This window comes from Agromyces sp. NPDC055520 (assembly GCF_053619715.1).
Genome location: NZ_JBSHJY010000002.1, coordinates 1 through 13,861 on the forward strand (window position 1 = coordinate 1; position 13,861 = coordinate 13,861).

Consider the following 13,861-nt stretch of genomic DNA (forward strand, 5'->3'; position numbering starts at 1 on the left):
ATCCGGGGATGCCGCGGCCGCAGCCGTTCCATGGCGGACCTACTTCACGGTCGCCTTGTTGAAGTTCGAACCGCTGTTGCCGTCGGGCCGGTAGTTCTTCTCGACGTTGCCGGACGAGTCGACCGAGAACCAGTTGATCTTCGTGCCGGCGGGCACGGTCAGCGTCTCAGCGCCCTCGCGGACGCCTGCGCTGCCGTACATCGTCGACTCGAAGGTCGGCTTCGAGCCGTCGAGGGTGTAGAACACCGATGCGGGCTCGGAGGTCTCGAACGTGACGTCGACCATGCCGGCCTCAGCGCTCGGTACGGCCGTGACCGTGCTCACCGGGCGCTGGTGATCCTTCTCGTGGTCGACCGCGACCTGGAGGAGTGCGATGAGCCCGTTCGAGAACTCCTGCGACTCGGCATGCGCCGATCCGCCGGTGGGGTCCTCGTTCTCGAACGGCGGCTGGAACGACGTGCCGACCTCGAAGTCCCACGCGTTGATCCCGTACTTGTACCAGAGCATGTCGCCCGAGTTGCCGGCGGCCGAGTACAGCACGTCAGCGACGGGGCCGGTTCGTGCCGGCGTCACCGACATGCCGCGGTACTCCTTGATCGCGGTCAGGATCCGCGACGAGGCGCCCCAGAAGAACGACTCCTCCTCGAGCGTCGGACGCGGCGCCGTGAGGCGGTCGCTCGACCGGTAGGCGCCCGGCGACCACATGAAGTAGTTGCCCGAGCTGTGCAGGTTCATCGAGAACGTGATGTTCGGGTTGTTCGCGGCGATCCAGTCGATGTTCCGGCTCTCCGACTCGCTCAACTCGCTCGGCCCGGAGTAGGTCCCACCGGTGCACGAGGTGCCGCCGCCGCTGAAGCCGTCGAACAGGCTGTACTCGTCGTAGTTGCGGTTGACGTCGACGCCCCAGGAGTTGCGGCCGTTGAAGTCGGCGTTGCCGGTGATCGGGCAGTAGTTCACCATGTTCTTCCGCTGCGAGGCGAAGTCGTAGAACGAGTACGTGCCGCCGTCGGGGTTCGTCGTCGGGACGATCCAGATCTCCAGGTTGTTCACGAGCTTCTTCGTCTCGGCGTCCGACGCGTAGTTGCGGAGCAGGCGCTCCGCGGTCTCGATCGTGACGAGCGGCGGAACCCACTCGCGCGCGTGCTCCTGGGCGTAGAAGAGCACGCCCGGCTTCGAGCCGTCGCGGACCTTGCCGATCTGCAGCGCGTACACCGACTGGGGTCCGCGCGCCACGCTCTCGGGCGCGTTGAGCCCGTCGTCGAGCGTCGCGGTCGCCGGCGCCACCGCACCCGTGCCCGCGTTCCCGCGGTAGGTGTAGGCGAAGACGAGGGCGGATGCCTCGGGCGAGGCGTTGATCGCGGAGACGACCTGGGCTGCGGTGCTGGTGACGGCGCCGCCCGCGTCCGTCGACAGGCCCACGGTGATCGCCGAGCCGGCGACCGAGACCGACAACGGTGCGTTCGCGGCGCCGGTCGAGGTCAGCGCGACGGTGACGTCGTTGCCGCCCTCATGGCCCCAGGCCTTCGAGTCGATCCCCACGCGGTTCTGGTTCGCGTTGCCGAGGACGGCCTGCGCATGACGCTGGTAGCCCGCGGTCTGGTTCGGCATCTCGACGATCTCGGCGAGGTCGGGGAACTCGGCCGCCAGCGACTGGATCCGAGCGGTGAGCTCCTGCGGCGTGAGGTACGACGTGATGAAGTCGCGCTGGTAGCTCGGGTCCGAGCTCTCCTCGCCGTCGAGCGGCAGCCAGTCGGTGACCTTCGCGGTGGCGACGTCGCCGGTCGGGCTGGTGATCTGGATCGTGTCCGGCCGGACGGCGACTTGTGCGGCGCCGCGGTGGTAGAGGTACACGCCCGCGTCGACGAAGCGGGTGATGTTCTGCGTGCCGCCCGACCCGCGCTCGGTTCCGGAGCCGCTGTCGCGGACGACCGTCAGGGGAGCGGTGCTGGTCTGGCCGTCCGCGAACTTCGCCTCGACCGAGAGGTATCCGACCCCGAAGGAGGTGTAGTAGTCGGCACGGATGATCCTCACGTCGGACGCATCGGCGGCGGCCTCCGCGGCGAACGTCGTGTTCGCCTGCTCCGCGGCCGCGATGGTCGCGGTGCGGTCGTCCATGACGGCAGCACTGTCGTTCTCGTCGTACAGCGTTTCGCCGACCGTGAATCCGCGGGCGCGCAGCCCGTCGGCTTCGCCGTCGCTGATGATCGCCTGCGCGGTCAGCGTGCCGTCCTCGTTCTGCCGGACGCCGTGATCGAGGTCGATGCCGGTGTCGACGAGTCGATCGAGTTCCGTGTGGTCGGCGACGATCACCTCGACGACGGCGACCGCTTCATCGGCGTCGTGGGTGAGATCGGGCAGCACCTCGGTGCCGGCCGCCGGGCTGAACGGTGTGAGCGTGGTGAGTGCCAGGCCTGCGAGTGCGGCGATGACCGCCGACCTGCCGAGCAGCCGAGTACGTTTCGATGTTGCCATCAGTGGTTCCCTCCTCGTTGAGTTGCATGATCGTGCAATCGAGCCGGAGCCGTGCGAGGGGGGTGGAGCTGGTACCTGGGGACTTCACTCCGACGGCACCGACACAGCGGGGATTGCCGGGTCGGTGCTTCGCTCTGTCTAGCGGGTGCCGAGACCACAAGTCAATACGTATGCAACGTACTTGCCAGAATGCGCAGTGTGACACATCACCGTGTGCGCGAAGTATGCATTTTCGAGGCGTTCGCCCGCCTGGAGCGGCACGCACTCGCCCGGTTCGCCCTGAAGAACTACGTGCGCGACGCCGGCAGCCGGATCGGCGAGGTGAGCGCCACTTCTTCGGAGAAGTCGGCGGGTACGAGGCGGTCGTTCGGCACGGTCGGCACGAGCTCGCGGTCCGCCTCACGATCCCGGCCGAATTCCCGTTCGAACTGGTCGACCCGCAGGGTCGGCACGGCCTGCGTGGTGACGGCCGCGATCGCGGCGGTCGGGGCATCCGCGAATCGTACGACGGGCCGCCAGGCGTATTCCGGATGCCGCGCGAGCCGCATTCCCCGTGACACCACGAGCCAGCCGGCGCCGATGAGGGCAGCGACGGTCGCCGCGACGGCCGCGAGGCCGAGCGCCCAGCGCGGACCCAAGCCGTCGGCGACGGCGCCCACGATCGGGGCACCGATCGGCGTGCCGCCCGCGAGGATCGCCATGTACAGCGCCATCACGCGGCCGCGGAGCTCGGGTTTCGTGGTGGTCTGCACGTAGCCGTTCGCGGTCGTGAGGATCGTCACCGCGCCGAGCCCGATGAGGATCGTGGAGGCGGCGAAGGTCCAGTAGTCGGGCATGAGCGCGGCGGTCAGCGTGGCGAAGCCGAGGAAGGCGCAGGCCAGGATGATCACCCGGATGCGGGCACGCTCGCGACGTGCCGCGAGGAGTGCTCCGGTCAGCGACCCGATCGCGAGGATCGACGACAACAGTCCGTACTCGCCGGCGCCGCGGCCGAACTCGACCGCCATCGTCGAGGAGAAGATCGGGAAGTTCATGCCGAAGGCGCCGATGAGGAAGACCATGACGAACACGACGACGAGATCGGGCCGCCCCAGTACGTAGCGGAAGCCCGCGACGAACTCCCCTCGGGCACGTGTGGCCCGGGGCATCCGCTGCAATTGCCGTCCGCGAAGCATCGCGAGCGCACCGAGCACGGCCAGGAAGCTGATCGCGTTGATGACGAACACCCAGCCCGAGCCGACGAGCACGATGAGCAGGCCCGCGACGGCCGGGCCGATCATGCGGGCGGTGTTGAACGACGCCGAGTTCAGGGCCACCGCGTTCGACATGTCGGCGTTCGAGACGAGGTCGGAGACGAAGGTCTGCCGTGCGGGGTTGTCGACGGCGTTCACGAGGCCGAACGCGAACGCGAAGAGGTAGAGGTGCCAGAGCTCGGCGTGGCCGAGGATGAGCAGGAGTCCGAGCGCGAGTCCGAGCAGCATGAGCAGGGACTGCGTGATCATGAGGATCTTGCGGCGGTCGAAGCGATCGGCGATGAGGCCGGTGATGGGCACGAGCAGCAGCTGCGGTGCGAACTGCAGGGCCATGGTGATGCCGACGGCGAAGGCGTCGTTGTCGGTGAGTTCGGTGAGCACCACCCAGTTCTGGGCGGTGGCCTGCATCCACGCGCCGACGTTCGAGACGAGGGCCCCGATGAACCAGATGCGGTAGTTGCGGTGAGAGAGGGAGCGGAACATTGCACTCACTGGGTGATGAGCCTCCTGAGGATGGTCGTGGCGGCGGTGAGGGTCTCGCGCTCGTCGGGCGTGAGGGCGGCGAAGCGCTTGGCGAGCCAGGCGTCGCGGCGTCGGCGGGTGGCGAGCACGATCGATTCGCCGGTGTCGGTGGCCGTGACGATGACCTTGCGGCCGTCGTCGGGGGATGCGGTGCGCGCGGCGTAGCCGGCGTCGACGAGGCAGTTGACGGTGCGGTTCATCGACGGCGCGGTGACCCGCTCGAGCTCGGCGAGGCGGCCGATCGTGAGCGGGCCCTCGCTTGCGATCCAGCCGAGGGTTGAGAACTGCGAGCCGCTGAGCTCGGTCTCGGTGCGCTCCTGCCGGAGCCGACGGGCGAGGCGCATGATCGCGATGCGCAGCTCGGTGCTCTGTTCGGCGAGCGTCTGACGGCGAGCGGATGTCGCGCGCGCAGGCGACTCTTCGGCAGGCGCCCCGGGTGCCGCTCGTTCGATCGAGGCAGTGGTCGAGGCATCCGTCATATTGCTTAGTCTAACAAATTAGCCATGCTAATTACCTGTGTAAATCGGGATGGGATCACCTCACGGGCCCGAGGGCAGGCCTGCCGGCGCGGGAGCAGGCCTGCCATGATGTCGGAATGGCGACCTTCACCGACGCGCACGGGGTCCGGATCCACTACGAGTCGTGGCGGGTGCCCGACGCGAGCGCGGTGATCCAGCTCGCGCACGGCGTCGGCGAGCACATCGGGCGCTACACCGAGCTCATCGAGGCGCTGAACGCCGCCGGGTACTCGGTGTGGGCCGACGATCACCGCGGGCACGGGCAGACCGGGTTCGAGCAGCACGGCGGCGACCTGACGCGCATGGGCCGTCTCGGCCCCGGCGGGCTCAGGGCCGCGATCGATGCGGTCGAACAGTTCAGCAGCGTCATCCGCGACGCCGAAGGCGGTGAACTGCCGCTCGTGCTGCTGGGCCACTCGTGGGGCTCGCTCATTGCGCAGATCATCGTGAACCGCAGCGCAGACGAGTACGACGGCGTCGTGCTCACCGGCACCGCCTACCGCACGCCGTTCGACATGAACGGCGGCGACCTGAACGCACGGCACAAGCACCTCGGGCCGACCTCGGTCGAGTGGCTCAGCCGCGACCCCGAGGTCGCGCCGGCCTTCATGGCCGACCCGTACACGACCGACGTGCCGCTGCGGAAGCTCTTCGGCACGATGGACGCGCTGCGCCTCGTCGGCCGACCGGCGCGGGGGCTGCCGCCCGAACTGCCGCTGCTCATCATGGTCGGGTCGGACGACCCGCTCGGCGGCGAGCGGAGTGCGGCGAAGCTCGCGAACGCGTACGTGCGCCGTTCAGGCCTCGTCGACGTCGAACTCATCGTCTACGAGGGCGCGCGCCACGAGGTCTTCAACGAGACCAATCGCGACGAGGTGCGGGCCGACCTCGTGGCGTGGCTCGATGAACGGTTCGCGGTCGACTGAGCCGGCGCCTCAGATCGCCGCGCGCCCGGGCGGCACGTCGAAGCCGAGCAGCCTGATGCGCGGGTGGCTCGTGAGCTGCGACTCCGTCGCCCAGGGGTAGACGATCGTCGTCACGTTGCAATTGCCGAGCACGGGCAGCAGGTCGCGGTAGCCGTCGGGATCCATGCCCGCGAGCTCGCAGAACAACAGCCTGATGAGGGTCGCATGCGCCACGATCAGCACGCGGCCGTCGGGAAACTCCTCGGCGAGCTCGTCGAAGACCGGCAGCGCCCGAGCGATGCCGTCGCGCCCGCGCTCGCCGCCGGGGAACGGGTCCGTCGCCGGCGCCCGGCAGAACGCCGCCCACTCGTCGGGGAACCGCTCGGCGAGCTCCTCGGGTGTGAGCCCCTCGCCGACGCCGAAGTCGATCTCGACCAGCCGGTCGTCGATGCGCAGAGCGAGTCCGGTGGTTTCGACCGACGGCGCGGCCGAACGCCGGGCCCGGCTGAGCGGCGACGCCACGATCGCGTCGAGCCGGGCGTCGACCGCCCACGCGCCGAGGGCGGCGGCCTGTCCGAGTCCGTGTCGCGTCAGCGCGACATCCGAATTGCCGGCGTATCTGTGTTCTGCATGCCAGATCGTCTCGCCGTGGCGTGCCAGGTAGAACGTCGTCATCTCAGGCCCCCTGCCGTTCCCTCGATCGTAGGCCGCGCGCGGTGTCGTGCGGTGTCCGTAGGCTGTACCGCATGCACGGTGAATACAAGGTGCCCGGTGGCAAGCTCGTGGTCGTCGACTTCGATGTCGCCGACGGCGTGATCGTGAACCCGCGGGTCGCGGGCGACTTCTTCCTCGAACCAGACGAGGCGTTGGGCGACATCGATGCGGCGCTCGACGGCCTGCCCGCGGCATCCGATGCCAAGCAGATCTCGGCCGCGATCACCGCCGGCCTCAGGCGCGACGCCGTCATGCTCGGCTTCTCGGCCGACGCGGTCGCGGTCGCCGTGCGGCGTGCCCTGACCGACGCCACGGCCTGGGCCGACTACGAGTGGGAGGTCGTGCACGACGCGGCCGTGCCGCCGCGCACCCACCTCGCGCTCGACGAGGTGCTCGCGACCCGCGTCGGCGAGGGGCGCCGCAAGCCCACCCTGCGGTTCTGGGAGTGGGAGGAGTCGGCCGTCGTCATCGGCAGCTTCCAGTCGGTGAAGAACGAGGTCGACCCCGAGGGCGCCGAGAAGTACGGCTTCGACGTCGTGCGCCGCATCTCGGGCGGCGGCGCGATGATGATGGAGAAGGGCAACGTCGTCACGTACTCGCTGTACGTGCCGGGCGAGCTCGTGCAGGGCATGAGCTTCGCCGACTCCTACGCGTTTCTCGACGACTGGGTGCTGCAGGGGCTGCGCGGCCTCGGCATCCAGGCGACCTACCAGCCGCTCAACGACATCGCGAGCCCCGCGGGCAAGATCGGCGGCGCCGCGCAGAAGCGACTCGGCTCGGGCGGCGTGCTGCACCACGTGACGATGGCGTACGACATCGACAACGAGAAGATGCTCGAGGTGCTGCGCATCGGGCGCGAGAAGATCAGCGACAAGGGCATCGCCTCGGCGGCCAAGCGCGTCGACCCGCTGCGCTCGCAGACCGGGCTGTCACGGGCGGCGATCATCGAGGCGCTGAAGCAGACCTTCACCTCGCTCTACGGGGCCGCGCCCGGCACGGTGAGCGCCGATGAGCTCGCCGAGGCCGAGGCGCTCGTCGAGTCGAAGTTCGCGACACGCGAGTGGCTGTACCGGGTTCCGTGAGCGCGGCGGATCTCGGGACGTCCGACCCCCGTTGCCCGACCTTCGCATTCGCGAGTTGCACGACGTTTCGCGCGACACGCCGGGGCGAGACGGCGCGTCGCCCGAATCTTCTTGCAACTCGGCACACGGGCGAACCGACGAGCACGTGGCGCGTGCGAGGAAGGCTCAGCGATCCCCGTTAGAATCGCCGGGTGGAACCCTGGATCTGGCTCGGCATCGCCGCGCTCGTCGTCGCCTTCGTGGTGTTCGCCGTGCGGCGCGGCTGGATCGACCTCTCCGACAAGACCAAGCGCGGCGGCGGTGGCGGCGGTGTCATGATGATCGGCGACGAGGTCTTCGCGCCGCGCAAGCACGAGGCCCAGGCCGAACTCGACCGGCAGAGCCGCTTGCCGGCTCCTGCGCCGCTTCCGGGTGACGGCGACAAGGGCATCGCCTTCGCCGACGACGGCACGGATGCCTCGCGGCCCGAGCCCGCCCGAGCAGACCGCTTCCGCGGCACGATCCGCCTCGACGTCTGAGCGCCCAGCTCCAGCCCCCTCCCTCCTAGCCCTCGCTCCCAGCCCTCGCATCGCAGCCCCGCGTCTTCGTTCCGAGAACAGGCACCTCGGTTGCACCACGCCGCGCAGGCACCTGTTTCGAATGCACCCGCGGCGTGTCGGCCTGTTTCCGCGACACTGGCAGACTGGAGCGCGTGAGCGCCGACGAATCGAACCGCATCATCCATGCGGACAACCTCGACGTGCTGCCGACCTTTCCCGACGGCAGCTTCACGCTCGTCTACCTCGACCCCCCGTTCAACACCGGCCGGGTGCAGTCGCGCCAATCGACCCGCCATGTGCGCGTGGCCGAGCCAGACCAGGGCGCGATGGATGACCCGGGCGCTGCGCCTGCGCCGGTGCACACCGCTGGAACCGTCACCGGCTTCGCGGGTCAGCGCTACGAGCGCATCCGCGGCGACCTGCTGCGCTACGACGACCGCTTCGACGACTACTGGGGATTTCTCGAGCCGCGGCTCATCGAGGCGTGGCGGCTGCTCGCCGACGACGGCACCCTCTACCTGCACCTCGACTATCGCGAGGCGCACTACGCGAAGGTGCTGCTCGACGCACTGTTCGGGCGCGAGTGCTTCCTCAACGAGCTGATCTGGGCCTACGACTACGGCGCGAAGACGAAGCGCAAGTGGCCGACGAAGCACGACACGATCCTCGTGTACGTGAAGAACCCCAAGGCCTATTGGTTCGACTCGACCGCCGTCGACCGCGAGCCGTACATGGCTCCGGGGCTCGTGACGCCCGAGAAGGCGGCGCTCGGCAAGCTGCCGACCGACGTGTGGTGGCACACGATCGTCTCGCCCGGCGGGCATGAGAAGACGGGTTACCCGACGCAGAAGCCCGAGGGCATCCTGCGGCGCATCGTGCAGGCGTCGACCCGCGAGGGCGACTGGGTGCTCGACTTCTTCGCCGGTTCCGGCACGACGGGCGCGGTGGCCGCGACGCTCGGCCGGCGTTTCGTGCTCATCGACTCGCACGCCGACGCGATCGCCGTCATGAAGGGCAGATTCAAGGATGTCGCGGGCGTGACGTTCGACGACGGCCGGGGGTGATCAGCGCCAGAACTCGGCGAGGCGAGGGGCGAGGGCCAGGCCCTGCTCGTAGCCGGCCCGAGCTGCGGCCGGGCGCAATGAGAGATCCATCCCGTTCGGGCCGAAGAGGTGCTCGGCATCGCTGACGGGGAAAATCGTCTCGACCCTGCTGCCGCCCGCGCGCAGCTCGTCGAGCTGCGAGGCGAGGTGCGTGCCCCAGGCCTGCGGCACCAGTGATCTGCCGCCGAACGGCGACAGCACCAGCACTCGGCCGTACGCGGCGGCCAGATCGGCGTTCTCGGCATTCGACCGGAACCCGCCGTCGAGGTATCGCTCGTCGCCGATGCGGTAGGGCAGGCCGTTCGAGCAGCTCGCGGCCACTGCGTCGACCAAGTCGATCCCGCTGTCGCGGTCGAACACGACCGGTTCACCGGTGCGAGCGTCGAGCGCGGTGATGAGCACGGTGCGCTCGGGCCAGTGCTGATCGGGCAGTCGCGCCGCCACGACGGAGCGCCATTGCGCCGACCACGAGCCATCCGACGCGGCATCCAGTTCGAGTGCGGTCGCAGCGAGCCTGCGACGCAGGTCGACCGCATCCGATGCCGAGGCGATGATCGCGAGGAGCCGCGCCAAGGGGTCGACCGCGGGACGGTTCGGTGCCTGAGTCCGGTCGGGCCCCGCGGCGGGTCGACCCGGCGCCGGGGGAGCGGCCCGCGGCGGCACCGGGGCGAGCGTCGCCGCGTACAGCTCGGGCGGTGCTGCGCCCGCCAGTTGCACCGCGGCGGTCGAGCCTGCAGAGGTGCCGATGGTCAGCTCGGCGGTGGTCAGGTCGAGTCCGGCGTCGTACAGGCCGGCGGCGACGCCGATGAGCCAGGCGTTGCCGGTGGATCCGCCGCCGCCGAGCACGAGTGCCCGCTGCGATCGGGTGGAAGCGGAGTCGTCGACGGCGGAGTCGTCGAGCGTGGTGTCGTTCAATGTGGTGTCGTTCATGGGAGTCGCCTTTCGCGAATGCCTGTGGGCGCTCCCGGTGGCGACTACCTCAGTCGCGCGATCGTGCACTGCAGGGGAGCACCCACTGCGGAAACTGCGTTCATGGGTCTCACCTCCTGCCGTCGGATCACGATCGACGGGAACGGTAGCACGCCCTCCCCGCGCCCCACAAGGGCTCCGCCGCGCGCGGTCTTGCGAAACGAGGCGAGCACGTTCGGGATGTCGCTGGCGAGAGCCACCCCTCGAGAATGAGCCGCCGCGCCGCGCTGTTCAACTCTCCGTCTCGTCGCTCAAGCGCATGCCGAGTCGGTCGAGTCGACGAGTCCGACTTCGGCCACAATCGAAGCATGGAGATTGCGAAGTGAAGGTCGCCGTCGCCGGAGGAACCGGTGTGGTCGGCACCCACGTCGTCGAGGTCGCGCGAGAACACGGCCATGACGTCGTCGTACTGACGCGGGGCAACGGCGTCGACCTGCGAACGGGAGCGGGGCTCGACACCGCGCTGCACGGCGTCGACGTCGTGATCGATGTCGCGGGTGTGCAGACGACTTCGGCCAAGGTGTCGACCGAGTTCTTCACGACGACGACGCGGGCGCTGCTCGACGCCGAACGTCGAGCGAATGTCAAGCATCACGTGGCGTTGTCGATCGTCGGGATCGACAGAGCACCCGTGGCGTACTACGCCGGAAAGGTCGCGCAGGAAGCCCTGGTCGAGGCGGGCACCGTGCCGTGGACCATCCTGCGCGCAACGCAGTTTCACGAGTTCGCCGCTCAGATGTATGCCCGAGCGATGGTGGGACCGATCCACCTGGCACCGCGCATGCTCATCCAGCCGATCGCCGCGCACGAGGTGGCCCAACACCTCGTTGAACTCGCCGTCGCGCCCCCCGCGGGAAGGGTTCCCGACTTGGCCGGACCCCGTGAGGAGCACATGCCCGAAATGATTCGCGCCTACGCGGGTGCGACCGGGCACACCGGGCGCATTCCAGCGGTGACGTTGCCCGGGGCCTTCGGGCGCGCGATGCGCGACGGATCGGTGCTCCCCGGACCAGGGGCGGTGCTGGGTCGCCAGACCTTCTCCGAGTGGATCGCCGACATGAGACCCGTTGTGTAGCGCGCCGCCAAGACGTCTCGATGACTGCATGTGATCGATCGCGCACTATGCGACCATGACCGCAGCGCGACACCTCGGACTCGACGTCGCTGATTCGGCGTAGCGGATTCCGCCACGCCCACGCTTTCACGCGACGGTTCGCGCCGCGGAGGTCATGCGCAGTTCGTCCTCTGGGGCGCAAACCATCGCGGGAGCGTGCGGAGGCGCGGAGGGAGGAGAGCCGGCGGCGCCTACGCCGAGGCGCGCCGCACGAGCCGGGTCGGCATGATGCTGCGGCGCGGCACCTCGGGGTCGCCGGCGAGGTGGCGCAGCAGCAGGTCGGCCATCTCGAAGCCCATCTGCTCAGACGGCTGGTGCACGGTGGTCAGCGGCACCGAGGACGAGGATGCCGCGGGGCTGTCGTCGAAGCCGACGACGGCGATGTCGCCCGGCACCGAGTAGCCGCGTTCGCGCAGGACGGCCAGAGCACCGGTCGCCATCAGGTCGCTCGCGACGAAGAGTCCGTCGAGGTCGGGCACCCGGTCGAGCAGGCGCCGGGTGGCGGCGACGGCGCCCGCAGCGGTGAAATCGGCGATCTCGACGGCGTCGGTCGGCAGCTCGACGGCCTCGAGCGCTCGACGGAACCCGGAGAGCCGGTCGACGCCGGCTGGCATGTCGAGCGGGCCCGCGATCGTGCCGATGCGACGCCGCCCGATGTCGATGAGGTGCTGGGTGCCGAGCCGCCCGCCCTCGACGTTGTCGACGTCGACGAAGATGTGCTCGTCGGCCCCCGACGACGGCCGGCCGCCGAACACGAGCGGCACGCTCAGGCCGACCGCGTGCTGCAGTTCGTCGCCCTCGTGGTGCGAGACGACGACCGCGCCGTCGACGATGCCCGACCTGAGGTAGCGCATGGTCTTGTGCCCGGGGTCGGTCGAGGCGACGAGCAGGTTCAGCAGGTAGTCGCTCTCGTCGAGGCGTCGCGTGATGCCCTGCACGATCGCGGCGAAGTACGGGTCGCCGAAGAACCGGGTCGTGTCTTCGGGCACGATGAGTGCGATCGCGCCCGAGGTGCGGCTCGCGAGCGAGCGGGCCGCGCGGTTGGGCACGTAGTTGAGCTTCGCGATCGCCGTGTTCACGGCCTCGACGACGTCGGGGCGCACTTTCGGCGAGCCGTTGACCACCCGGCTCACGGTCGCTCGGGAGACGTTCGCCTCTCGTGCGACCGCCTCGAGCGTCGGCGCCGTTGCGCGCATCCGTTCACCACCCCCTCGTCTGGGTCAGTCTATTTCCGCAGCGCTCGCCCGCGGATGATCTCGGCGTACGCGAGACCGCTGTCTTTCACGGTGCGCTCCTGCGTCTCGTAATCGACGCGCACGATGCCGAAGCGCTTGTCGTAGCCCCACGCCCATTCGAAGTTGTCCATGAGCGACCAGTAGAAGTAGCCGTGCACGGGCACGCCCTCGTCGATCGCGTCGAGGATCGCCCCGAGGTGCGCCTCGAGGAACTCGGTGCGCTCGGCATCGTGTACGGCGCCGTCAGTGGTCACGACGTCGTCGTAGGCGGCGCCGTTCTCGGTCACGAAGAGACGAACGCCGGCGGATGCCGCGTAGTCGCCGTGCACCCGCACGAGCAACTCGCGCAGCCCGTCGGGCTGCACTTCCCATTCCATCGCGGTGAGCGGCAGGCCCTGGGGGTGGTTGTAGACGCCGTCGGCCGCGGGGAACGGCGAGCGCACGGCGCGATCGGTCGGCGCCTGTGCGAGCAGCGGGTGCTCGGCGGGCCGGTCGCTCACGAACTCGCCGTGGTAGTAGTTCACGCCGAGCGTGTCGATCGGGGTCGAGATCACCTCGAGGTCGCCGGGCTGCACGACCGCGTCGAGGCCGAGCGGGCCGACGTCGGCGAGCAGGTCGGCGGGGTACTCGCCGCGGAAGATCGGGTCGAGGAAGAACCGGTTGAACTGACCGTCGATGCGGCGTGCGGCGTCGACGTCGCCCGGGCTCGCGGGGTCGACGGGCTTGGCCACCGTGAGGTTCAGGGTGATGCCGAGTTCGAGCTCGGGGGCGCGCTCGCGCAGCGCCTGCACTGCGAGGCCGTGCGCGAGCAGCAGGTGGTGGCCCGCGGCGAGGCCGGCCGCGACATCCTGACGCCCTGGTGCGTGCGCCCCGCCCGTGTAGCTCAGGAACGACGAGCACCACGGTTCGTTGAGCGTCGTCCACACGTCGACCCGGTCGCCGAGCGCGTCGTGCATCGCGAGCGCGTAGTCGCGGAACCGGAACGCCGTGTCGCGGTTCGTCCAGCCGCCGAGGTCTTCGAGCGCTTGCGGCAGGTCCCAGTGGTAGAGCGTCAGCCACGGCTTGATGCCGGCGCCGAGCAGCTCGTCGACGAGCCTGGAGTAGAAGTCGACGCCCTTCGGGTTCACGGGTCCGCCGTCGGGCTGCACCCGCGCCCACGAAGTCGAGAACCGGTAGGTTTCGAGCCCGAGCTCTCGCATGAGCGCGACATCCTGCGGCATGCGGTGATAGTGGTCGCACGCGACATCCCCGTCGTCGCCGTTGACGACCGCACCGGGAACCCGGCAGAAGGTGTCCCAGATCGAGGCCGTGCGGCCGTCTTCGAAGGCGGCGCCCTCGATCTGGAAGGCCGCGGTCGCGGCGCCGAAGAGGAAGTCCGACGGGAAGGGGCGCGTCGTGATGGCAGGGCCGGCGAGAGTGTCGGTCATGGTGGTGG

12 protein-coding genes are annotated in these 13,861 nt (G+C 69.5%); 5 read left to right on the forward strand and 7 right to left on the reverse strand.

Going from position 1 to position 13,861, the window contains the following annotated elements; translation table 11 throughout:
• Positions 1 to 39: 39 nt before the first annotated feature.
• The 3 genes from ACWGST_RS01655 to ACWGST_RS01665 all read right to left on the reverse strand — a co-directional run bounded on the left by ACWGST_RS01655 (position 40) and on the right by ACWGST_RS01665 (position 4,726).
• Positions 40 to 2,472, reverse strand: coding sequence for a M14 family metallopeptidase (locus ACWGST_RS01655; RefSeq protein WP_452044901.1), 2,433 nt, complete (start codon positions 2,470 to 2,472; stop codon positions 40 to 42).
• 287 nt (positions 2,473 to 2,759) lie between these two features.
• Positions 2,760 to 4,208, reverse strand: a complete 1,449-nt coding sequence (locus ACWGST_RS01660) for an MFS transporter (RefSeq protein ID WP_452045059.1) — start codon at positions 4,206 to 4,208, stop codon at positions 2,760 to 2,762.
• 5 nt (positions 4,209 to 4,213) lie between these two features.
• Positions 4,214 to 4,726, reverse strand: a complete 513-nt coding sequence (locus ACWGST_RS01665) for a MarR family winged helix-turn-helix transcriptional regulator (protein WP_452044902.1) — start codon at positions 4,724 to 4,726, stop codon at positions 4,214 to 4,216.
• A 116-nt stretch (positions 4,727 to 4,842) separates the two neighbouring features.
• Between ACWGST_RS01665 and ACWGST_RS01670 the strand changes: the two genes are divergently transcribed.
• Entirely contained in the window at positions 4,843 to 5,691 is an 849-nt protein-coding gene (locus tag ACWGST_RS01670; RefSeq protein WP_452044903.1) for an alpha/beta hydrolase, read from the forward strand.
• 9 nt (positions 5,692 to 5,700) lie between these two features.
• On the opposite strand, the gene ACWGST_RS01675 is transcribed toward ACWGST_RS01670, so the two are convergent.
• Entirely contained in the window at positions 5,701 to 6,345 is a 645-nt protein-coding gene (locus ACWGST_RS01675) for a histidine phosphatase family protein (RefSeq protein ID WP_452044904.1), read from the reverse strand.
• Between the two features lie 71 nt (positions 6,346 to 6,416).
• Here ACWGST_RS01675 and ACWGST_RS01680 point away from each other — a divergent pair, with 71 nt between their 5' ends.
• The 3 genes from ACWGST_RS01680 to ACWGST_RS01690 all read left to right on the forward strand — a co-directional run bounded on the left by ACWGST_RS01680 (position 6,417) and on the right by ACWGST_RS01690 (position 9,069).
• Positions 6,417 to 7,466 carry a lipoate--protein ligase family protein gene (locus ACWGST_RS01680; protein ID WP_452044905.1) on the forward strand — a complete coding sequence of 350 codons (1,050 nt, stop codon included), beginning with the start codon at positions 6,417 to 6,419 and terminating at the stop codon, positions 7,464 to 7,466.
• Between the two features lie 191 nt (positions 7,467 to 7,657).
• Positions 7,658 to 7,984 (forward strand): hypothetical protein, encoded by a 327-nt coding sequence (locus ACWGST_RS01685; RefSeq protein ID WP_452044906.1) that lies wholly within the window; start codon positions 7,658 to 7,660, stop codon positions 7,982 to 7,984.
• Positions 7,985 to 8,157: 173 nt separating this feature from the next.
• Positions 8,158 to 9,069, forward strand: coding sequence for a DNA-methyltransferase (locus ACWGST_RS01690; RefSeq protein ID WP_452044907.1), 912 nt, complete (start codon positions 8,158 to 8,160; stop codon positions 9,067 to 9,069).
• On the opposite strand, the gene ACWGST_RS01695 is transcribed toward ACWGST_RS01690, so the two are convergent.
• Positions 9,070 to 10,038 (reverse strand): patatin-like phospholipase family protein, encoded by a 969-nt coding sequence (locus ACWGST_RS01695; protein WP_452044908.1) that lies wholly within the window; start codon positions 10,036 to 10,038, stop codon positions 9,070 to 9,072.
• A 298-nt stretch (positions 10,039 to 10,336) separates the two neighbouring features.
• On the opposite strand from ACWGST_RS01695, the gene ACWGST_RS01700 reads away from it, so the two are divergent.
• Entirely contained in the window at positions 10,337 to 11,152 is an 816-nt protein-coding gene (locus tag ACWGST_RS01700) for an SDR family oxidoreductase (RefSeq protein ID WP_452044909.1), read from the forward strand.
• 230 nt (positions 11,153 to 11,382) lie between these two features.
• Here ACWGST_RS01700 and ACWGST_RS01705 read toward each other — a convergent pair whose 3' ends face one another.
• Both ACWGST_RS01705 and ACWGST_RS01710 read right to left on the reverse strand, forming a co-directional pair.
• On the reverse strand, positions 11,383 to 12,387 hold the full coding sequence (locus tag ACWGST_RS01705) for a LacI family DNA-binding transcriptional regulator (protein ID WP_452044910.1): 1,005 nt from the start codon (positions 12,385 to 12,387) through the stop codon (positions 11,383 to 11,385).
• A 29-nt stretch (positions 12,388 to 12,416) separates the two neighbouring features.
• Positions 12,417 to 13,853: a GH1 family beta-glucosidase gene (locus ACWGST_RS01710; RefSeq protein WP_452045060.1), complete on the reverse strand. Its 1,437-nt coding sequence runs from the start codon at positions 13,851 to 13,853 to the stop codon at positions 12,417 to 12,419.
• Positions 13,854 to 13,861 lie beyond the last annotated feature (8 nt).

Coding starts and splice junctions, on each gene's coding strand:
- ACWGST_RS01655 (WP_452044901.1), bottom strand. CDS start 2,472: ATGGCAACATCGAAACGTACTCGGCTGCTCGGCAGGTCGGCGGTCATC.
- ACWGST_RS01660 (WP_452045059.1), bottom strand. CDS start 4,208: ATGTTCCGCTCCCTCTCTCACCGCAACTACCGCATCTGGTTCATCGGG.
- ACWGST_RS01665 (WP_452044902.1), bottom strand. CDS start 4,726: ATGACGGATGCCTCGACCACTGCCTCGATCGAACGAGCGGCACCCGGG.
- ACWGST_RS01670 (WP_452044903.1), top strand. CDS start 4,843: ATGGCGACCTTCACCGACGCGCACGGGGTCCGGATCCACTACGAGTCG.
- ACWGST_RS01675 (WP_452044904.1), bottom strand. CDS start 6,345: ATGACGACGTTCTACCTGGCACGCCACGGCGAGACGATCTGGCATGCA.
- ACWGST_RS01680 (WP_452044905.1), top strand. CDS start 6,417: ATGCACGGTGAATACAAGGTGCCCGGTGGCAAGCTCGTGGTCGTCGAC.
- ACWGST_RS01695 (WP_452044908.1), bottom strand. CDS start 10,038: ATGAACGACACCACATTGAACGACACCACGCTCGACGACTCCGCCGTC.
- ACWGST_RS01700 (WP_452044909.1), top strand. CDS start 10,337: ATGCCGAGTCGGTCGAGTCGACGAGTCCGACTTCGGCCACAATCGAAG.
- ACWGST_RS01705 (WP_452044910.1), bottom strand. CDS start 12,387: ATGCGCGCAACGGCGCCGACGCTCGAGGCGGTCGCACGAGAGGCGAAC.
- ACWGST_RS01710 (WP_452045060.1), bottom strand. CDS start 13,853: ATGACCGACACTCTCGCCGGCCCTGCCATCACGACGCGCCCCTTCCCG.